Genomic DNA, 21,683 nt, shown 5'->3' with positions numbered 1-21,683 from the left:
TCATTTCACCTTGGTGATGTAGAAGTCCGGCATGTCCAAATACGGCCCGGCAATTCGTTCATCACCGGCGCTTTGGAAGCGATATCCAGGTAGTCGCTTTGAAATTCCTTCATGGTGCTTCTTTCCGAGGCCTGTCATTGCTTCCTGTGCGTAGGTGGACAGCGTCTGCACCATTCGAAATTGCTTGATACCGGTGATGGGAAGCTGAGACGCCCGGATCTGCCTACCTCCTCCCATGACACCCTGCAAGTACACCCTCACCTCTGTTGGCATGGCGGTACGCGCATCACGCGCACGCCTGTGCAGGTTCATCCGCGCCTCCTGCTCGGCTGTCATCTGCCGCGGAGAATCCGCGGTCCTGGGAATGGGCGGACGGGCGATGCGTGGTTGAAACAGGAGTTCACCGGAAAGCAATGCTCCGGGCCCAACGGGCATGGAGGCGTCGAAGTTCTCCGCAGCATTGACTCCGGCGATAGCCTTTTTGATCCGTCTCTCGAGCTGGCCCGGCGCGCGAAGCTGGTACTCGATCATGGCCAGCATGCGACGCTCGATATGGCGCTGATCCTGGCCCAAGCGATCGAAGTAGTCTTGCAGACGATAGACATTGCTCAATCGCCTGATCGCCTTCTCATAGACAGCCTCAGCCGTGCCTTTATCACCTTTGTAGCGTCGCTCGGCCAACCACACGATGATCCGTTCCCGATGATCCCCGTAATGGATTTCCTGAGTTAGGCTCAACACCTGCGCCTTTCGTGCGAGGGGGTGATCGGCGCCAGCCAAGTCCGCATAGTCAGCCATGACGTGCTTGGAAATGTAGTCTTCAAACAACCGACGGATAGCCGCCCCGGGGGTCGCGGACTTGAATATCTCGCGCTGCAGGGTACGCACGTTCAGACTCATGGCGGCAATCCCGGACAGAAGCGCATGGGCGCTGTCGCCGGCGTTTACGAAGTCGTCACCGTAGACATTGCTTGCAGGATCAAGCACCCGACGTAATGTGTCTTCAATGGAACGCATCTTCGCGCCCACCATCGCCGGCGTGTCTTCTGTGAAGACCTGCAAGGTGGCAAGGAAACGGCTTACCACAGCAGTCATGGACAGAGTGCGCGTGAGTCCCACCTGCTCTTCTTCGAACCAGCCATTCTCCGTGAGATGGCTCAAGTACATGTTGGCGCGAATGTTGAGCGGAGTGAGCTGGCCTACCCCCTCTTCTGCCTGCCAAGCGTCATCGTGTTCGAGGTAGTTCTCGATGAACTGCGTCAACTGCCGCCGTTCCCAGCCGGTCGCCGGGGGAACCTCAGCCTCTGGCCCGAAGAATTCTTCGTACAGACCCAAGAGCAGCCGCCAGTAGTTCTCCCGATTTGCCGAGGCCAATGGGCGAAAGAGTTGCGATGGCAGTACCTCAAACAGAGAGCTGGACACTGTGCAACTCCACAGAAGTTGGGCTATCTACTTCACATTAGCATAAACGCTAACATATCATAAACGCTAACTTAGCATCAATGCTAAGCTGCGTGTCATCTGACCCCGGCCCAGCCCCATGCCCCGCCCCCGCCCCAATCCAAACAAAAGTCCGGAAACACTTCGAGCCATCGAAACGCTGCTCCTCTGGGAGGGGCAAGTCACCAATGAGCGAGTACGCCAAGTGTTTGATCTGCATATCACCACGGTAAGTCGATTGCTAACCCAATATGCTGAACTCAATGGAGGCGGCCTTGAGTACCGAAGCCATGTGCGCGGATACGTGGCGATGTCTGGCTTCAGACCCCTCCTAACCGAAGGGCTGATCGAAGAGTACCTTGCGTTTGAGCGCCCCCAGGAAGCTACAGGCTTTATCGAGAGCTCCCAGCTTATCCTCGGCGGCGTTGAACGACGCCACTTCGCACTGCTTAATCGTGCCTGCAGAGAGGGCAAGGGGCTCGTTGGCGAGCACCGGTCCATGCGCAACCCAGCACCTCGCACCAAACGACTGTTCCCTCATGCGCTGGTGCAGGCAGGCAGGCGCTGGCATGTTCGCGCATTTGTCATCGCCGAGGACGAGGCGGAAGCCGGACGCTTCCTGGACCTGTCTATAAATCGGCTGAGCGGCTTGAAACAGCTGGCTGATCCTCGGCCAGAGCGGGCCGAGCCTAGCCAGGACGCCGCCTGGCAGACACAGGTAGAGCTGTCGATCGTCCCCCATCCGCATCTGACACCAGATCAGAAGGATATGGTGCGTATCGAGTATTTCGGAGGTAAGGCAGCCTACAGGTTAAGAACCCGTGCCGCACTACTCCAATACCGACTACATGAACTGCGCTGCGCCACCGATGCAGAGAAGGAGCCGCCGAACGAATTTCACCTCTGCGTCGACGATCCAACCGCGATCCAACCGTGGCTATTTGGCGAGCTGAATTAGCGGATGGCATGATCGTAGCCAAACTTGAGGCCCGGCACGGATACCGCGCTACCCCTGCCTGGGTAGCTACCCTACATAGGAACCGTATCAGATGGACGCCATTGGCATTCAAAGCCAATTCTCCGTCTGTACCTCAATGATCAGGTCGATGAGCCGTGCCCTCGTGTCCCTATCGATCGAGCGCCAAATGCAAACTACCGCCCCAGCTGCGGCATGGTCCGGGGCATTCAACTCTAGCCCTTCGCTTACTCGGCATTGAGGTGACCAATCCCTACCTAGGCGATTACTGATTGCCCACTTCATAAACTCATGGCACTCTGGGTTGGCATCATTCTGGTCACAGGGGGCCAGGTATGGGCAGTCTGCATCAAATCCACAGTCGCAACGGCCGTATCGGTGCCGGAACCGATACGAAGCCAGAGGATATCGACGCTATCGTCACGGCGCTTCGTAAGGACGGGCGTGGTCATTTGCTGCTTTACTTTCACGGGGGCCTGGTCGACAAGGCCGCGGGTATCGGTATTGCCCAGCGACTTGAGGGGCGCTTTTCTCAATCGGCCTATCCGGTTTTTTCCGTGTGGGAGTCGGGTTTCGTTGAAACGATCCGCAACAACCTGCGCGAGCTGCCGGATGAGCCGGTATTCAAGAATCTGGTGCGCAAGGCGCTAGAGTACGCGCTCCGCCGCTTGGGAGGTAGCAACGGCGCCCGGACCATCACGCCGGGCAACGTCGATGCAGGGAAGGTCCGCCAGGCAGTTGATACATATTGGAGCGATCCCAGTCGCAATCACGTGCCCTACCGTGATTTCAAACCTGTAGTGGGGCCCTCAGGTGCGCGTGCGGCGAGTGCGCTGATCGACGACGCCGAGATCGAAGCCGACTTGCAAACCGACAGCGAGTTTGTGGTCGCCATGCAAACCCTGCCAACCGCGTTAGACGAAGCACGCGATGCATTCATCGGGGGCGGAGCGAGCGTTCGAGATACCCCGTTCTCGCAGGCGGTATCAACGCAGGTCGCCGGGGTCGAGGGAGGCCGCGGGTTGATCGTCTGGTTCAAAGTTTCCCTTCTGGTGAAGCGCATCCTGCAGGGTGTTCTGCGTCGGTACGCGGATCAACGCGATCACGGCCTGTATGCAACGGTCGTAGAGGAAGTGTTGCGTGGTGTTCATTTTGGTGGCAGTGGACTCAATGAATGGGGCAAGGCACTCCAGTGGAACCGCATGAAGCAGGACTCACTCGATGCGTTCGGCGACGGCTCCGACCTGTATGCCGGAACTGCGCTGCTGGAGCGGCTGCGTGCCGCCCATGCCTCTGAAGGGCTGCTATCGAGGATCACTCTAGTCGGCCACAGCACTGGCGCCGTCTACATCGCCAATTGGCTTGACAAGGCATCAGAGCTTCTGCCGGCCGAGATTGCATTCGACGTCGTGTTCCTGGCGCCCGCCATCACCTACGAGCGCTTTGCCGCCACGATCACCCAACATGGCGATCGCATCCGTCACTTCCGCTTGTTTGGCATGCGCGATGAATTCGAACGGGACGATCAGGTCGTCGGAGACGACTCTAAATTTCCCAATGGGCAGGACTGGAAGCGCTTCATCTATCCCAGCTCCCTCCTCTATCTGGTGTCGGGTGTCCTCGAATCGCGCCCAAATTCCGACGGAACGCTCGTCGACGAACCGGACATGCCGCTGCTGGGCATGGAACGCTTCTTCGCTTGGCACCACATCTACTCAGATAGCAAGTTTCCCGAAATAGGTGCAGTCCGCGCGTGGCTCGGAGCTGCACCGAACCGTACGATCTGGTCCAAGTCCCAAGGACAGACAGCAGGCTTGAACAGCACAAGCATTGATCACGGAGCTTTCGACGACGACGAAGATACGCTGCTCAGCGTTGAGAGCCTCCTCGGCGGATGGTGACATCTTCGAGAGCACGCCAAAGGTGCCCTTGTGTACGCAACAGGGAGAGATGTGGACATGCCGCGAGATGATCACTACGCGATCGTGCTGACAATTAACCGTTATCCCGGCCTGAGTGACCTCCATGGACCTGAGAACGATGGCGAAGAGTTCCGGCAATGGCTCCTCGATCCGGAGTACGGCGACCTGGACACCCGACGTATCCAAGTCATACGGTCGCAGGATTATGGCGTGGCAGCGACCCCGGACGACGCAAACCCGACCGAGAAGGAGCTCAAGAAGGCGCTTAATCTATGGCTGCGCACCCCGAACGGATGGCATGACCGCATTGGACAGCGCTTGTATCTGTTCTTCGCCGGACACGGGTTCACAGCCGGTTCGGCGATTCACGACCCGGCACTATTCTCGGCCGTCGCGCAAAACGGCGACACGGCGCATATCGCCGTCCTGCGTTATGCGTCGAAAATCGCCAACGCGGGTTTCTTTGATGAAATCATCCTGGTAACGGACTGCTGCCAGGACGTACTCAAGGCGAGCCAGGTGCTCGAGCCGACTTGGACCCCGCCGGACCGGCAACGAACGGCACACGTCCGATTGTTCCAGGCGTATGGAGCGCCGCGGGGACGTCAGTCCTTTGAGCGCAACATTGGCCCGGCCGGGCAGTCTCGCGGCCTGTTCACTAGCGTCCTACTGGACGCGCTGCGCAGCGCACCGCCTGACGCCGACGGATGGGTGACGGATCGCGCCGTCGCGGACTACTTCCAGGTGCTATGGGCCGATCGCTACGAACAGGAAACCGGATACACGCCACCACTGACTCCCGCAACGAAGCGGATTCGAATATATCAGCGCCCGGCGTCGGCGCCAGCTTCCGCGCTCCCACGCCGGGTTGCCGTCGACCTGAGCCGCATCATTGCTAAATTCGCGGCCATCGACCGGCAACCGGATCCTGACATCTCACCTTACCCACCCGCGCCGCCCACCGACATGACGCCAAATGGGCAGCTACGCAGTAGCCAGCTTCGCCAGCTCGAGCATCCCATCGTGGAGCTGACCCCGGGTCTGCATCTCGTCGTTACACCAGGGAATCTACCCGACGTCGCCTTCGAGGTTCCCTACCCGGTGCTGCCAGCTGCAGGCAACACCCCTCCCGTTGCTGCACCTATCGACATGCCCGCTTTGCGAACCGACGAGGTTGCAGCGCAGCCGGTGGTGTTGAGGACGGACAATCCCAACGCGCAGATCACGGTGCTCGATGCTAGCTACGCTCGTGTCAGCATCGGTACGGGAGTGGTCTCGCTGTCCTTAGCTCCGGGACTCTACAAAGCCCTGGTGCACGTCGGGGCCGAATCGGCGCAATCGCTGTTCGTTGTTGCGGATGCGCCCCTCGACCAGCGGTTGCCCGGGCCCGAATTTTCCGCGGCTGCGCCCGTCATCGGCACGTCAACCACGCACCAAAATCAGTCCCTTCATGCCGCTGAATACTCGATGATTCCGACGGAGCCAAGCCGCGATCTCAGCGAAATCGGTGAGGTCTTTGTCTTCGCGCGCGACTCCAGTTTCAGTCCCGACGGCTCTCTAAACCCCGCGCCACCGTGGCGGCAGTGGCACCTCAGTTCCCTTGTAGGGGCAACCTTGGAGGAGCGCCTCATCCACAGTGGTACGGACGACAGGCTCGGCTACGCCTACCTCAAATTAGCAGCAACAGCTGGCAGCCTCGCACTGCGAACGGCCAGCCCTTGGGACGAGTCGAATGAAGACGGACTGGTCGTCCCGGTGATTAAGGGGTGGCGTACCGAGATCTACCTTGACTGTACCTCAGCTCCGCCAACCCCTCCGATGGTGGACACTCAGGGCGCACGAATGCTCGACTTGGCGACTGCCTCCATCCATCTGGTCCGGATGGGAAGTGCGTCACTGCTGTTCGATCCGATCGGGCTTGCGACGGAGGCGGCGCGAGCGCAGCTTACAGTCGGCCGGGAGGTGGCGGTGCCATCAACCGAGCAAGCAATGGCCAGCCCGATGTGGGCCTTGTACGCGGCCCTCGCTGCCTTCCAGCGGGGCGGGCAGCACATCGATACCGTTGGACAATGCGTTGCAGCCGTTCCTAAGGAAATCAGGGAGGGTCTATCCGATTTTGCGGTGCTCGCGCAATGGCTAGGCCTATCGAACGTGGCCCATCCGCTCCGTAACCCACCCGCGCTGGCGGCCTCATGGAGCCTTGCCTCAAAGCTGGAGGCGCGAGGCGGACTGGCCTCCGAACTGTTCGAGGAGATCGGCCAATGGCGGTCCGGTGGGAGTCTATGGACTCTCTGGCAGCGTTCAGTTGATGACCGCTGGTTGTTGCGAAATCGGCTTTCTGACCAGGCTATGGGCACTCTGAAGGGTAATGCACAGGGGATTGACGACGCGGCAACCCCGCAAGTGCTCGCCCCCGCCTGGTCACTGGACACCTGGGTTCCGGTCGAAGACGGCCTGAGGTGTCCTAATCCCACCCATAGCCCCTTCCAGCAAGCACTCCGTCGGCGTCTTCTGGATGCGCTGGCTGAGCGCCACACCGATGCCGACAGCGGCGCCTTCACCACTGTGTCGCTGCCACCCGAGTCCGATGTCTTCGCCTTGGCAGCGGAGCTCATGCTGTCGCCGATATACGCCATGGCCGCCTATAGCAAGCTGTATGCGGAAGCCCGCCGCCAATCCGACCTGGGCCCTCTCATCGAGTGGGTAACGGTGAACGGAGATGAACCCGACCCAGACTCGACAGCCACCAAGTCGAAGCGCAGCACTCACCTGCAATCAATGGACGACTACTGAGAGGCGAATCGTAAGCGCGGCCTTCACGCGAACCCCATCCAAGTATTCTTAGCGGTGTCTAGGCAAAGTTGTCCCAAGTCACTGCCGACCTGCGTTGCCAGCCCGAAGCGGTTATAGGTCAAGAATCTAGATGAGGTGCGACGCCCGGCCTACAGGATGACATCCTCCCGCGTGTTAGGCGGCTCTCAAGTAGCGCCATTTCTTGGTGGTCCTTGTGCCTTCGCTGTGGCAGTTTGCGATTCGGACCTCACACTACTCACATAGAATGCTGAAATGCCGGTAAGCGCCAATCTCGCCTACGACCTTCTCAAGACCGTGAGCAAACTGGAATTCCAGCTCCGACGGCACGGGGACTTCTTCCGGAAAGACCGGACGGGGCAACCGACGTCCGACGTGGCTTGGCGCAAGGTGCAAGAGCGCGTCCGAAAGTTGGGCGACGATTTCGCGTCAGAGGTTCCTGAGTCGGCGCGTGCGCGCCTTCTCTGTCAACGCGATGAGCGCCCCATGAAGCAGATGATTATTGAAGAGAACGGGAACTTGGTGGCCCGCTTTTGCCCCTGCCCATTGGATGCCGAATCGGATGCGGTCGCGCTGGTGGAAGCCATGCGGCAAGTCCGCAACAACCTCTTCCATGGTGGCAAAGAAGATTCGGAAGTGGATCCGTACGAAGAAGACAACGATTGGGTCTACGCCGCGACGCAGGTTGCGATTGCTCTCCAGCATGCGTTGTCTAACGGACGGCTCGACAATCGCGAATGAAACCACCTCACGAAACTCTCGGGACGGCCCTAGGCCGTTGACGAGCGTGCAGCAAGGGGCGACGCGGCGATTGGCATAGCGCTAGCTAAGGCGAGGGGTGCCGACTAAACGCAGCATTGGCCGGGGGCATTCATGGTAGGTCGGTCACATCAGATCCGTAATTCTGAGATCATCTGGGTCCGATCTTCTGAACCAGGCACGCTTGCGCGCCAAAGGCCGATGCTCGAATGATCGCGCACCTCGTCGAACTATCTCTCGCCCAAGGAGCTCAATAGCTGACTGCTTCCATGATCCTCTGGATGTAGTGACTAGTACGACCTTTTTCCCAGGGAACATGTTGCTCCTAACAAACTCCCAAGCCGGCGGCGCTGGGCAACCACGCCAGATGGGTGTTCCCAAATAGATAGCGTCATAGGGAGCTAGATCCATCCACGCGGGATTTATCCACGCGTCATCAAGACCCCCATCAGCCATAGCATTCACCCACCCGGCCAAGCCCAATGAGTAGTCAAATGCTTCGACAGCACGCAGATCGGCGTGTAACTGGTTCGCCAGATAACTAGAGGCTAAGGCGGTGTGCCCAGAGCGAGAGTAGTAGACCACCAGGGCATCGGGTAAAGGAGATCTCGATGGGGCCGGCGCCTTTAGCTTCTGAAGTTTCTCCAGCCTTCGTCGCGCTGCCCACACGACACAGCAATCAATCACCTTGATCCCAGCGGCAAGCGCGACGATGACTACGACGAGCTTGGTGATTAGCATCATTCAGTACTCTCCATCATGCACTCCCGCGTTACTTCTGTAGTCGCTCTGCGAGGTACTGCACTCAAGGACATTGCATGGTCGAACACCCGCGATCGTCGCCACCTACTATAGCGAGCGGCTAATAGTGAAGCTTCCGAACACCGGCGACTGGCGCTGGCCATAGAACTCCCGGGTGCTGTGGTAACGCGCCATTGCGAATCTCCAGCGCCCGCGCATCACCGCGATGCCGTAGCCGCCTTGGGCGACCACGTGGCGCTTGTCCACGCTGTGGCTGTTGCGGAAGGTATTGCCGTCCAGAGTGATGTCGCGGATTACCCATGCCGCGTCGGTGGTCGCAAACAAGTGCCAGGACCAGCCGCTGAGGCGGCCACCACGGGTCGGCGCGGTGTTCTCGCCGGCCGGGCGCAGCGGCGTGCTGCCGAAGTCGTCGGGCAGCTTCCAGCCGAAGCGCACTTCGCCACCGGCGTTGGCCTTGGTTTCCAGGTTGCCGATCGCACCGCCATAGTGACTGATCGCATCCCAGCCCCAGCCGCCGGCATTGACACTGGCATCGGCCGGCCAGCGGCGCATGCGCTCGTGGGTCAGCATGAACACCGGCTCGTTGTGCAGCTGGTTGTCCCAACCCTTGAACTTCTCGTCCCCTAGCGCGTCGTGCACGGCGTTCTGCACCTGCCTGCCCTGGGCCCAGGGCCCGACCACGCCCACGGCCAGCTGGGTGGTCTGCAGGCGGTCGCCGCTGCGTGCGTTGAAGCCGAAGCTGGCCAGCAGCACGCCGGCATACGGCCGGTCATCCTCGATCAGGTCGCGGCGGGTCGGGTCGGTGGGGGTGAAGATGGCCTGGCCGATGCTGAAGATCATGTTCTGCTGCTCGAACCTGCCGGGGTGCAGGCCTTCCAGGTACTGGTTCACCCAGCGCGCCATGCGCGGCAGGCACGGGTCGGCGGTGTAGTCGACCAGGTTCGGCGAGACCAGGGTCAGCTGCGCGCCGTTGGTATAGCCCTGGTCTTGGTGGCGGCCACCGAACAGGTCGTTGTCGACGCGGAAGCTGATCTGCGGCGGGTGATCGCGCATCGCGTCCGGGCCACATTGTTCGGCCGCCTGGGCCACCGGGGCTCGGGCAGCGGCCAGGAACACGAGTGCCGCCATCACAGACAACCGACTAAGCGCCAGTCTTTTCATGGGCTTGCTGCCATTTGACTCAATGTGAGGTTCAATTGAAGATCTAATGCGCTGTCGCAGTAGACCCGGAGGAAGGGGTTTGAGCCATACACCAGGCCATCAGCCGGCCGCACGCCAATTGCTTTCAAAGGCGGCGCATCCCTGCAGCAGTATCTAGCGCTCTTGGGCTCGCCAAGACGTTCGCCTGAGCAAGAGATCGTCCAGGCCCTCCCCTAGTGCCGCAACAGCCGGCGCCCCAGGTACTGACCTAGACTGAAGGGCACGTCACCTCGCTGCGAAGCAACGTCAGCCGCTCAAGATGGACGTTTCAGAATCACAGTCAGTTTGTTGATCTCTGACTGAGAGAATGGCCACCCCGCCAGCAACTCCGCATCATGTGAGGTGGGGCATATGCGCTCAGCGGGCTCGCCAGATGCGTCCAGGAATGACTCCGGTCGCAGCGAGTTTTGTGGAAGGCTCCCAATCGCAGGGCTAGCCTCCGTGCTGAGCACGGAGGCACCACCGCACTAGCTACTTACGCCGACCTATCCACGCCGAAATGGAGCTACGAAGCAATCTAATGGCCCAGACTGCGACAACCGACGCTCCGATGAGGCCTGTGACTGAGTCCAGCCACGTCACGTCCCAGATCATCCCCACGACAAGTGCAGTAATTGCGAGTGCCGTTACAGCGGTGTCCGTAGCGACGTGAAGATAGGCCGCACGAAGATTGGGACTCCTGCGCGCATCGGCCCCCTTCTCGTCAGCATGGCGCTCATGCGGAACGTGGCAGTGATCAACCGCAGCACCTTCGCGATGGTAGGCAGAATGTAGCCACCGCGCTGAGAATATATTTGTAATCAAACCCGCAACGGCGATGGCAAGCGCTTCTGAGTACTGAACAGCCTCTGGCGCATGGAGACGCTCCGTCGATTCATAGGCCATCGAAGCGGCAATCCAAAGCATGATCATCGCGCTTACGCTCGCCGCGATGAGCTCAACCGCTAGCACCCGAGCCGCGCGCTCTGGGCGGCTCTGATTCCGCTCAGCGTACCAAGCGATAGAAAGTGCGAACAGGAGTACCAGCACGTGAGAGCTCATGTGCCAGCCATCTGCGAGAAGAGCCATCGAGTTGAAGGCCCATCCTCCAGCAATTTCGACGGACATCATGACCGCAGTGAGAGTCGCGGCCTTCGTAATTGCCCGTGCGTTGCCGGTGCTCTGTACGCCCTGCAGAGTCCGCTCGTGCATTGCGTTGGGGGGAAGCAAGGACATGGTCGAAGACTCCAGGCTCTGAGCGAAAATGTATACGCCGGTGGCGTACTGTCAGGAAGTACCGCCCCTTGCATGCAAGGGGCGGCATTTACACTGCTTAGGAGAGAACGCCGCTGAGTCGTGCAGCATGCGCGGACAGCGCATCCATGAGCGGCGGGTTCAACACGTCGTACGGCTCCAGGGACAGAGCCTTCAGGCGGCTACGGACGCCGTCCATCTGTTCCGGCCTTGCGCCGCCGCCTTCGATGATCGAAGACACGAATGCGGCGAAGCGCGGTTCTTCCCAGCCCTTCTGTTCGGACAGTTCAACGTGAATGAAGTCCAGGCCGTAGAAGGCATGGGACTTGTTCTCGATGCGGCCAAACATGTGGACACCGCAGTCCTTGCACGCGTGGCGCTGGATGGTCGCAGCCGGATCGACAATCGCCAGCTTGTCGGCATTCGCCGTGATCGAAACGGTATCGCGGGGAACGACACCGACCACGGAGAAGATGGCGCCTTCCGGCTTCCAGCACTTGGTGCAACCACAGGCATGGTTGTGGGCCACATTGCTTGCGACGGAGATCTCAACCGGCTTGTCAGAGCACAGGCACTTCAGCGTGCCGCCCTTGAAGCCGGCGGTTCCGGCAACGACGCCGGAATCGACCGAGGGATGGATAGTTTGGTGTTGCATGGACTTAAACTCCTATTGTTGGAAGTGCAGCACCGGTTGCCCGGTGCTGCGGTGCATCAGTAGTTGATGACAGTACGAATGGACTTGCCTTCGTGCATGAGTTCGAAGGCTTCGTTGATTGCTTCCAGGCCCATCGTATGGGTCACGAACGGAGCCAGATCGATCTCACCCCGCATGGCGTCTTCGACCATGCCAGGCAGCTGGCTACGGCCCTTCACACCACCGAAGGCGCTGCCAATCCAGCGACGACCGGTCACGAGCTGGAACGGACGGGTGGAGATCTCCTGACCAGCACCGGCCACACCGATGACAACGCTCTGGCCCCAGCCGCGGTGTGCACACTCCAGCGCCGAACGCATCACATTGACGTTGCCGATGCACTCGAAGCTGTGATCGACGCCCCAGCCGGTCATCTCAACGATGACTTCTTGAACCGGACGGTCGTAATCCTTCGGGTTCACGAATTCGGTTGCGCCGAACTGCTTGGCCAACTCGAACTTGGACGGGTTGGTGTCCACTGCGATGATGCGACCAGCCTTCGCCTGACGAGCACCCTGGATCACCGCCAGGCCGATGCCACCGAGGCCGAACACGGCCACGCTGTCACCTTCCTGCACCTTGGCCGTGTTGTGCACCGCACCAATGCCAGTGGTGACACCGCAACCGAGCAGGCAGACGTGCTCCGGATTCGCTTCCGGATTGATCTTGGCCAGAGAGACTTCGGCCACGACGGTGTACTCGCTGAAGGTCGAGCAGCCCATGTAGTGATACAGCGGCTGGCCGTTGTAGCTGAAGCGGCTGGTGCCATCAGGCATCACACCCTTACCCTGGGTGGCGCGTACGGCAACGCACAGGTTGGTCTTGCCGCTCTTGCAGAACAGACACTCACCGCATTCTGCGGTGTACAGCGGGATGACGTGATCGCCGGGCTTCACACTGGTCACGCCCTCGCCCACTTCGACAACGATGCCGGCGCCTTCATGGCCCAGCACCACCGGGAACAGGCCTTCAGGGTCATTGCCCGACAGGGTGAATGCGTCGGTATGGCAGACACCAGTGCTGGTGATCTTCACCAGTACTTCGCCCTTCTTCGGCGGAGCAACATCGATTTCGACGATCTCGAGCGGTTGACCGGGACCGAATGCAACGGCTGCACGGGATTTCATGTGAGTTCTCCTTGGGTGTAACGAGATAAGTGCGACAACGGTCTTTGGGGCGAGCTTGATCAGTGGTACATCGGGCGCGCCGCCCCTGGCGCCGGCTCTAGAACGCGTTTCAATCAGGTCGAATGCGCCTACAGCATTCTTCTTGGCGAGCTGTTGGGACCAAGTATTGGACTTCGATGGATTGCTGTATATGGAACAGATTGGATTTCATAATTCCTTGCGTTGGAATTGTTGACTCGCAGCTCCGCCCCTCAGCTCGCCCGCATCAATGCAACTTGAGGCGAGGCTCCGTACTCCGTCCCAATGCGTCTGCCAGCATGCGCGCAACCACCCGGCGTGTACCGAACAGGCTCCTCTGGTGCATGCGATACAGTGAGATGTAGAACATCCTGGCCAGCCAGCCCTCGACCTTGAATGACCCCATGAGGTTACCCATCAGCGTGCCAACGGCGCCCTCCCTCGACAGGGACACCAGCGATCCATAGTCTCGATAGGTGAAGCTGGGCAGCGGGCGTCCCTCGATACGGCGGGTAATCGCCTGCGCAAGGAAGTGAGCCTGCTGATGAGCGGCCTGTGCCCTGGGGGGAACGTTTGTACCGCTGTGTCCATTCGGGCAGGCTGCACAATCCCCGAATGCGAAGATGTTCGGATCCTGCGTTGTCTGCAGCGTTTCAGATACCTCGAGCTGGTTGATGCGATTGGTCTTTAGGTTCCCGAGGGATGCAAGGAAGACGGGAGCACGGATGCCCGCCGCCCATACCTTCAGCCTCGCAGCAACCTTGATGCCATTGGCGAGTTGCAGGCCCTCTTCATCCACTAGGGTCACAGCCGAGCCACACATGACACGAACGCCTTCATGTACAAGTCGCTCGGCGACCGGCAGGCTCACGCGCTCTGGCAGAGCTGGCAGCACTCGCGGACCAGCCTCGATAAGCGTGATTTTCAGATTCTCGGGAGAGATCTTGTCCAGCCCATAAGCGCTAAATTGCCTTGCAGCATCACGCAGCTCGGCCGCCAGCTCGACACCGGTGGCGCCGGCGCCGACGATCGCAACCTCCAGTGTTTCTGACTTGCCGCGCGCTTGCGCGCCCATGTACTCGCTCAGCAGCCGCTTCTGGAAAGCAATGGCGGCATCGGGATCGTCCAGGAACAGGCAATGATCCGCTGCACCGGGAGTTCCAAAGTCGTTCGTTCCGCTACCCACGCTGATCACCAGGGTGTCGTAGGAGATCGAGCGACGGGGCGCAATAACGTTGCCCTCCTCATCGTACAGTGGGGCAAGCTCGATCTTTCTGGACTTCTGATCCAAACCCGTCATCCGCCCCAACTGAAACTGGAAGTGATTCCAGCTAGCCTGGGCGAGATAGTTGAGCTCACTTTCTGCGGCATCCAACGCGCCTGAGGCAACCTCGTGAAGAAGTGGCTTCCACAGATGCGTCATCCGAGCATCGACAAGAGTGACTTTTGCTCGCCCTGAGCGCCCGAGCTTCCGGCCCAGCTGCGTAGCCAGCTCCAGCCCTCCGGCCCCACCACCAACAATGACAATACGATGCATTTTGATTCCCCAGGTATTTGAGTTGCCAGCGACGCCCACGAGCACTTCATGGCCCAGGCATCTAGACGTTGGTTAGTTCAGGACCTCAACGGAATGGAAGCGGAGCTGACCATCCCAATCCTTGTCGACGGCTACCTGCGCTCGTGCACGGCTTGCTTCGAGCGCTGCGAAGTCAATGTCAGCAATCGCCCACTCCTGATCGTCGGAGGTCGCTGCGAGCACGCCGTCACTGGGGAAGCCATGGTCCATCGGTGAGAGGATCATTGCCTCACCGGTGTTGACATCAAGCGCTTCACTCCAGTCGGCGACGCCAGCGGTGACCGCCTTTGCCACGAACATCCGATTCTCAAGCGCTCGCGCTCGGCACCCAACATCGACACGGGTGGCACCGGCGTCGGTGTCGGTGCAACTTGGCACCAACAGCAAGCGCACCCCTGCCTCCTGCTGGAGGCGAACAGGAAGCGGAAATTCGCTGTCATAGCAAACCGCAATCCCGACACGCTTTCCGTCCTGCTCAAACGCCGCGATGCGATCGCCAGGCTCGATGACAACTGCCTGCTTCTCGAAGCCAGTAAGCTGAAGCTTGTCCTGCCATCCGCTGCGACCATCAGCTGTGAACCACCAGGCACGGTTGCGATACATCCCATGGGATGTTGCGGTGAGGAACGTTCCTGCCTGGATGGTCATTCCCAGTTCGACAGCCAAGGTGCTATAGAGCTCACACCATGCGCTCTGATAGATCTGGAGCGACTCCAGGGTGGACCTCAGGCTAAGCTGAAGAGCTTCTGGAAGAGTCGAACCCAGTTCCAGCGACAGGTATTCCGGAAGTACTGCAAGCTCAACTCCTTGTTCCCGTGCGTCATTCAGAATTCGGCGCTGGCGCGCAGCGAACTCGGCAAAGGTCTTCGGACGACCGATCACGTACTTAGCTGCTGCAATCTTCATGTAACGTCCTCCAAGGAACGGAGCCAAAGTGAAAGTGTCTGCTCGGTTTCGTGCGTGGCCCCATGCTGCCGCCAAGGAAGAGCGACCTTCATCGCGCTCTGTTGTGCATACCCACGGCGAGTCCAGAAGCCTTCATTGCTTCGATATCCAGGTGGCCTAAGCGGATCAGTCTCCGACCGAACCACCGACGCGAAAGAAGACCACTTGAAGCCCTTTCGTCGGGCTTGCTCCTCTCTTCGATCAAAGAAGACGTGGCCCAAGCCAGCTCCTCTGTACTCCGGCCTCAGTACGGACTCCCCGCAGTAGAAGACTTCTTCTGGCCGGGGACCGTGCTCCTGGAAGGGACGAATGAAAGCGGCATCGGCGCTCAACAAAGGAAGGCCAGTCGATGCACCTACAACGTCCCTTCCATCCCTGGCCAGGACAACGATGCCCCCGTCAGACGTCGCATAATTGCGGAGGTAGTGACGCTCATAGTCCATGTCTCCTTCGTACAGGTAGGGATAGCTACTGAATATCTCGATCCGCAACTGAGCGACGCGATCGAGCCAGTCCTCGATTTCGGTGCCGACCAGTACCTCTACTCGCACGTTGGTAGCCATTTCAGGGCGCCTTGTGGACCTGGGAAATCCAGTCCTCCAGGTTGTAGTAGTTGGTGACGCGCGCAATCTTTCCATCACGGATGTCAAAGAACGCGCCACCGGGAAGAACATAGATCTGCCCTGCCGCTGCAGGGAGACCTTCGTCCGTGTGGTGGTAGAGTCCGTGCACCACGTACTCCGCGCCGGCACGCGCACCATCGCTGCTGTACATCACCACGATGTCGTGAAGCTGCTCGCTGTAGCAGGAATCCATGCGGCTCAGGAACGCGCGGAATGCGTCGATCCCTACTTCGCGACTCCCCTGATTTAGATCGTGCACAACGTCATCAGTGAGCATCGAGAGCATCGCGTCGCGATCACCGCGGTTGAATGCCTGGTAGTACTCTTCGATGTAGTTGAACTTGCTCATCAGGTTCTCCGGTCAGGTGAGGGTGTGGAGGAATTCTGGAGACCTGAAGAATTGTTGTATATGGAATTGATAGGATTTCATAATTCCCTGAAATGGAATAATATGAGCCCAACGACCATGGGGGCCTTGAGATGAACAGCGAGCTGGATCTTCTAAAGACGTTTAGGGCCGCGGCTGAGGCGCCGAGCTTTCGTGAGGCCGCTGTTCGACTGGGAAGCTCTCCTCAGGCCATCACCCGAGCGATACAGGCCCTTGAAAGTCATTACGGGGAGCTGTTGTTCCACCGAAGCACACGCCAGGTTCGCATCACGGCCTTTGGGGAGGATCTCTTACATCAGCTGCGGCCGGCGCTTGAGGGCTTAGACAAGCTGTGGCGCCCGCGAACCAAGGCGACGGCCTCACAGATTGTGGGCACAGTCCGAATTAGTGCCCCTCACAGCATGGGCTCCAGGGCAGTTCTTGCCGCCTTGGATACAGTGACCCAAAGTCACCCGGGAATTGTCTTGGACGTTCGCTTAAGCGATCGGGTTGCAGACGCTGTCGATGAAGGGATCGATGTCGGAATCCGCGTCGGCTTCATGCGTGATAGCAGATTCATTGCGAAGAAGGCAGGAGAGATGCGACTGCACATCGTTGGCTCCCCCGCACTTGTAGAGAGAATCGGAGCACCAGCGGAGACTAGCGAGCTCTCGCGGTTTCCACTGGTTGCATCGGTGGACATCAATACAGGCAGGCCCTGGCCCTGGTACCTGGCTGGAGGCGTACAGGTGGCGCCGACAGCACCGGTCTTCATTGCAGACAATGCCGACATGGAGATGGCAGGGGTCATTGCGGGCTTGGGGTTTGCCCAACTTGCTGATTACATGGCTGCCCCACTCATTCAGTCAGGTGTTCTGCAGCGTGTGATGGAAGAATTCGATCCTGCGCCGTGGGGCTTGTACGTCTATCGGCCTCAACGCGGCCCAGTCTCACCTCGCGTCAGAGTAGTTTTCGATGCACTCCATTCCGCCGTCGGAGCACTACCAAGCCTTACGCAGATGGCGCCCTCCCCCACCTCGGCCCTAACGCCATCCAAAGCAGGGAAGCGCTAATGCCGAGTCGCTTGGCCGCTCTCTGATACGGGATCTGGCCGCCATGAGCGCCAGGGACGCTCATGGTGGCCAAAAGAGCGTCGGGTCAACCCGCGCGGGCGAGTTCCTCAGCCAAGAAGGGGGCGGTACGGCTTCTCTTCACGCGAGCGACCTGTTTTGGAGTTCCTGCCGCCACGATCTGCCCGCCCGCATCACCGGCACCTGGACCCACGTCGATTACCCAATCCGCCTGAGCAACGGCACGCATGTCGTGCTCAATCATGACCACCGTATTGCCGGCATCAACGAGCCGCTGGAGCTGCACAAGCAGCCTATCCGCGTCCGAGGCATGGAGGCCCGTAGTGGGTTCATCCAGGACATACAGTGTCCGCCCGCGCTGGCTTCGTTGAAGCTCTGTGGCCAGCTTGATGCGCTGCGCTTCACCACCCGATAGCTCGGTAGCCGGCTGGCCCAGTCGAAGGTATCCAAGGCCAATCTCCTTCAGCAACTGAAGTGGGCGAGCGATCGCGTCCTCATCGCCAAAGAATTCACGTGCATCCTCGACAGTCATCCGCAGAACGTCTGCAATGTTCTTACCGTTCCAAAGCACCTTCAGCGTAGCTTCGTTGTATCGCGCACCGTGGCACGTTGGGCACGGTGCATAGACGCTAGGCATAAACAGCAGCTCGACGCTCACGAACCCCTCCCCTTCGCACGTCTCACAACGTCCCTTGGCCACGTTGAAGGAGAATCGACCTGCGTCGTAACGTCGACGCCGCGCATCTGGTGTTGCGGCAAACAGCTTTCGAACATGATCGAAAAGGCCGGTGTAAGTCGCGAGATTCGATCGCGGCGTCCGTCCGATTGGCTTCTGATCAACCTGGACGAGACGCTGAATAGCATCGACATCTCCGCCGAGGTGTCCCCCTGTCGTCTCGATGACGGTTGGCCCGTCTGCTGCCCCCGTTTCCACCGCGTCGTCTTCAGGCTCGTGTCCAAGTTGAAGCATCATCAGCTCCGGCAACGCTTGGGCGACGAGGCTGGACTTGCCCGATCCCGAAATCCCGGTCACCGCGGTGAGGATGCCCAGAGGTATCTTCGCATCAATGCGCTTCAGGTTGTGACGCTGGATGCCCTGAAGTTCCAGCCAACCACTCGCTTGACGCTCTTGGCCACTAGGGGGCGGGACCTTGTCAAAGAGGTACAACGCGGTACGTGACTCGTCGATGTCACGAAGACCATCCGGCTCTCCGCTGTAGAGCACTTTGCCGCCCCGCTCTCCCGCCTCAGGCCCAACATCCACCAACCACTGGGCACGGCGCATCAGCTCCAGATCGTGCTCCACAACAAATACGGAATTACCACCGTCGCGGAGGCGGTCCAAGGCGTCATAGAGAGCCTGGCTGTCGGAGGGATGAAGACCTGCCGACGGCTCGTCCAACACGTACACCACGCCAAAGAGCAGCGAGCTCAACTGCGTGGCGAGTCTCAATCGCTGCAGCTCGCCAGCGGACAATGTCGGCGTAGCGCGATCCAAAGTTAGATAGCCAAGCCCAAGGCCACGCAACTGACTGATTCGGCTCATCACTCCACTAGCGAGGCGCTGCGCGGCCAGGCGCTTCTCCTCCGACAGCGCTGAGGTGCGGCGGACGTCAGGAGACACCGCGTGGACCGCCCGCCCACTGGCCGCCCTATCGGCGCGATCACGACGGGTGGCTTCCTTGTTCGCCTTGCCCCCGCCAGCATGAGCACTGAAGTCTCCTTGAGAAATGGGCTCGAGCAGGGAAGCCAGTTGGTCAAGAGGCATCTGCATGAATTGACCAATGTCCACACCCGCAAATGTCACTGACAGCGACTCTGCCTTAAGGCGCTTGCCATGGCAGGTGGGACAAAGCTTACCCTCCATGTATCGCGATACGCGGCGCCTCATCAGGGCACTTTGCGTGTTAGCAAACGTGTGCAGGACATACCTACGGGCGCCAGTGAAGGTTCCCATGTAGCTCGGCTCAGTTTTACGCTTCAGGGCCGCACGCGTCTCCGCCGGCGTGAACCCAGCATAGACCGGCACAGTGGGCGACTCCTCGGTAAACAGAATCCAATCGCGGTCTTTCTTGGGAAGGTCCTTCCAAGGCCTATCAATGTCGTAGCCCAGCGTCACCAGAATGTCGCGAAGGTTCTGCCCGTGCCATGCAGGTGGCCACGAAGCAATGGCACGCTCACGGATGCTCAGCTTTGGATCCGGCACCATGAGGGCCTCTGTCACCTCGTACACATGGCCAAGGCCATGGCAGGTCGCGCATGCGCCCTGGGGAGTATTGGGTGAGAAGTCCTCGGCATAAAGCATAGGCTGATCAGCCGGATATGCTCCCGCGCGGGAATACATCATACGAATGAGGCTGGATAGCGTGGTGACGCTACCCACCGAAGATCGCGCATTGCTGGCACCACGCTGCTGCTGCAGCGCTACTGCCGGCGGGAGTCCATCGATGGAGTCAACATCAGGGACGCCTGCCTGATCGATTAGGCGTCGAGCATAGGGAGCAACGGACTCAAAGTACCTCCTTTGAGCTTCCGCATAGATTGTCCCGAATGCAAGAGATGACTTCCCGGAACCGGATACACCGGAAAAGACGACCAGTGCGTTGCGAGGAATTGAGACATCAACGTCTCTAAGGTTGTTCTCACGCGCACCGCGCACCTCTACAAGGCCGCTTGCTGCGACACTGCAGGAAGCTTCACCGAATGTGGCGTTTGGCATGTGCATGTCTCTGTAGGTTGTAGACGTTAAGTTCAGCTGGATCACTGGCCCGAAGAGGGATCGGCTTCGGTTTGCGATGCCTCTTCATCCAAGGCTCGCTGCCATGCCTGTCTCTCAGCCAAGGCGCGCTCAGCTCCCCGATCAGTGGGCCGATACCAGTTCGGCCTCTCCACACCCTCCGGCAGGTACGTCTGTCCAGCTGCGTAGCCGTCTGGCTCATGATGCGCGTAGCGATATGCTTGTCGATACCCCATCTGCCTCATAAGCTTCGCTGGAGCATTCCGAAGATGCATGGGAACTGGTAATGATCCGTGCTCCTTGACGAAGGCCCTTGCTAGATCCCAAGCCGCATAGGACGCATTCGACTTGGGGGAGAGCGCCAGATAGGTCGCAGCCTGGGCCAAGACAATTTCACCTTCAGGAGAGCCAAGTCGCTCATACGCCTGCGCAGCGTGGATGGCCAAGTGCAGAGCGCCCGGATCAGCATTTCCGATATCTTCGCTTGCCATAACAATCATTCGACGTGTGACCTGGCTCACGTCCCCGCCCCCATCCAGAATGCGCGCTAGCCAGTAGAGGGAGGCGTCGGGATCAGAGCCACGCAGTGATTTGTGAAACGCGGAGAGCTGCCAATAGAACTCGTCCCCGCCCTTATCGAATCGACGCAGTGACGGGCTGGTGGAGCGCTTGGCAAACTCAAGATCCACCTCTTCCACCCGCTTCTCAGAGGCCGCAGTTGAGACCTGCTCGAGAAGATTCAGGAATCTGCGGCCATCACCATCAGCGAAGCCCTTCAGCAGCTGCAATGCGGGATCGGAGAGGTCAACGCCTCGCAAGTGAGGTCTGGCGCGTTCGTAGAGCTTCTCAAGATCTGCGTCAGACAGAGGCTCAAGTGTGTACACCTGCGCGCGCGAAAGCAGCGCCGAGTTAACGGCCAGTCCTGGATGCTCTGTGGTGCCGCCCACCAGCGTGAGTAGCCCTGATTCAACGTGAGGTAGCAGCGCATCCTGCTGGGCCTTGTTGAACCGGTGAATTTCGTCGACGAAAAGTACCGTGGAGCGACCGCGGACGTCGAGTTCGGCCCGCGCATCATCAATGGCCTGCCTGATGTCCTTTACCCCGGCGAGTACGGCGGAGATCGCAATGAAGTGACTGTCAGTCACCATCGCTGCGAGGCGCCCCAGGGTGGTCTTACCGACGCCCGGGGGCCCCCACATGATGAAGGAGTGCAGACTTCTTGCTTCAAAGGCAAGACGCAAAGGCTTCCCCGGCCCCAGCAGGTGTTGCTGCCCAACGAACTCGTCGAGAGACTTCGGTCGTAGCAGTTCGGCCAGTGGTGCCCTTGGTTTCGCTGTGAATAGATCTGCCAAGGTGTTCTCCTTCGGGAAGTCAGTTGCGAGTGTGCATTCAGAGCGTCTTG

At 59.6% G+C, this 21,683-nt stretch carries 16 protein-coding genes; 5 read left to right on the top strand and 11 right to left on the bottom strand.

Annotated features, from left to right (window positions below; all coding sequences use genetic code 11):
• Positions 1-1,422, bottom strand: a complete 1,422-nt coding sequence (locus RT551_RS00595; RefSeq protein WP_049400904.1) for a Wadjet anti-phage system protein JetA family protein — start codon at positions 1,420-1,422, stop codon at positions 1-3.
• 118 nt (positions 1,423-1,540) lie between these two features.
• Here RT551_RS00595 and RT551_RS00590 point away from each other — a divergent pair, with 118 nt between their 5' ends.
• The 4 genes from RT551_RS00590 (at position 1,541) to RT551_RS00575 (ending at position 7,890) form a co-directional block, all read left to right on the top strand.
• On the top strand, positions 1,541-2,398 hold the full coding sequence (locus RT551_RS00590; RefSeq protein ID WP_146027645.1) for a hypothetical protein: 858 nt from the start codon (positions 1,541-1,543) through the stop codon (positions 2,396-2,398).
• 353 nt (positions 2,399-2,751) lie between these two features.
• Positions 2,752-4,317, top strand: a complete 1,566-nt coding sequence (locus RT551_RS00585) for a hypothetical protein (protein ID WP_017354470.1) — start codon at positions 2,752-2,754, stop codon at positions 4,315-4,317.
• Positions 4,318-4,374: 57 nt separating this feature from the next.
• Positions 4,375-7,131 (top strand): caspase family protein, encoded by a 2,757-nt coding sequence (locus RT551_RS00580; protein ID WP_017354471.1) that lies wholly within the window; start codon positions 4,375-4,377, stop codon positions 7,129-7,131.
• A gap of 504 nt (positions 7,132-7,635) precedes the next feature.
• Positions 7,636-7,890, top strand: coding sequence for a hypothetical protein (locus RT551_RS00575; protein ID WP_239669690.1), 255 nt, complete (start codon positions 7,636-7,638; stop codon positions 7,888-7,890).
• Between the two features lie 867 nt (positions 7,891-8,757).
• On the opposite strand, the gene RT551_RS00570 is transcribed toward RT551_RS00575, so the two are convergent.
• The 8 genes from RT551_RS00570 to RT551_RS00535 form a co-directional block, all read right to left on the bottom strand.
• Positions 8,758-9,798 (bottom strand): lipid A deacylase LpxR family protein, encoded by a 1,041-nt coding sequence (locus RT551_RS00570; RefSeq protein WP_017354473.1) that lies wholly within the window; start codon positions 9,796-9,798, stop codon positions 8,758-8,760.
• A gap of 543 nt (positions 9,799-10,341) precedes the next feature.
• Positions 10,342-11,085 (bottom strand): cation diffusion facilitator family transporter, encoded by a 744-nt coding sequence (locus tag RT551_RS00565; protein WP_049400906.1) that lies wholly within the window; start codon positions 11,083-11,085, stop codon positions 10,342-10,344.
• Positions 11,086-11,182: 97 nt separating this feature from the next.
• Complete coding sequence (gene gfa / locus RT551_RS00560; RefSeq protein ID WP_005413334.1) at positions 11,183-11,758, bottom strand: S-(hydroxymethyl)glutathione synthase; 576 nt, start codon at positions 11,756-11,758, stop codon at positions 11,183-11,185.
• Positions 11,759-11,814: 56 nt separating this feature from the next.
• On the bottom strand, positions 11,815-12,924 hold the full coding sequence (locus RT551_RS00555; RefSeq protein ID WP_005413335.1) for an S-(hydroxymethyl)glutathione dehydrogenase/class III alcohol dehydrogenase: 1,110 nt from the start codon (positions 12,922-12,924) through the stop codon (positions 11,815-11,817).
• 265 nt (positions 12,925-13,189) lie between these two features.
• A complete protein-coding gene (locus tag RT551_RS00550) occupies positions 13,190-14,479 on the bottom strand; it encodes an NAD(P)/FAD-dependent oxidoreductase (RefSeq protein ID WP_037590709.1) in 1,290 nt (429 codons plus the stop codon).
• A gap of 72 nt (positions 14,480-14,551) precedes the next feature.
• Positions 14,552-15,424 carry a carbon-nitrogen hydrolase family protein gene (locus RT551_RS00545; protein ID WP_017354476.1) on the bottom strand — a complete coding sequence of 291 codons (873 nt, stop codon included), beginning with the start codon at positions 15,422-15,424 and terminating at the stop codon, positions 14,552-14,554.
• Positions 15,421-16,026, bottom strand: coding sequence for a GNAT family N-acetyltransferase (locus tag RT551_RS00540; protein WP_017354477.1), 606 nt, complete (start codon positions 16,024-16,026; stop codon positions 15,421-15,423). The genes RT551_RS00545 and RT551_RS00540 overlap by 4 nt, the downstream gene beginning before the upstream one ends.
• 1 nt (position 16,027) lies before the next feature.
• Positions 16,028-16,435, bottom strand: coding sequence for a ketosteroid isomerase-related protein (locus tag RT551_RS00535; RefSeq protein WP_017354478.1), 408 nt, complete (start codon positions 16,433-16,435; stop codon positions 16,028-16,030).
• A gap of 131 nt (positions 16,436-16,566) precedes the next feature.
• On the opposite strand from RT551_RS00535, the gene RT551_RS00530 reads away from it, so the two are divergent.
• Positions 16,567-17,526, top strand: a complete 960-nt coding sequence (locus RT551_RS00530) for a LysR family transcriptional regulator (protein WP_017354479.1) — start codon at positions 16,567-16,569, stop codon at positions 17,524-17,526.
• A gap of 85 nt (positions 17,527-17,611) precedes the next feature.
• Here RT551_RS00530 and RT551_RS00525 read toward each other — a convergent pair whose 3' ends face one another.
• The gene (locus RT551_RS00525) at positions 17,612-20,263 is read right to left on the bottom strand and encodes an excinuclease ABC subunit UvrA (protein ID WP_026070507.1); all 2,652 of its coding nucleotides are present in this window, start codon (positions 20,261-20,263) and stop codon (positions 17,612-17,614) included.
• Between the two features lie 41 nt (positions 20,264-20,304).
• Entirely contained in the window at positions 20,305-21,633 is a 1,329-nt protein-coding gene (locus RT551_RS00520) for a replication-associated recombination protein A (RefSeq protein ID WP_005413341.1), read from the bottom strand.
• Positions 21,634-21,683 lie beyond the last annotated feature (50 nt).

Origin of the sequence: Stenotrophomonas sp., assembly GCF_032103445.1 — a bacterium.
In the GTDB taxonomy this organism is placed as follows: domain Bacteria; phylum Pseudomonadota; class Gammaproteobacteria; order Xanthomonadales; family Xanthomonadaceae; genus Stenotrophomonas.
The sequence above is the reverse complement of the archived record's forward strand: the minus strand, read 5'-3'. Positions and strand labels throughout refer to the sequence as shown.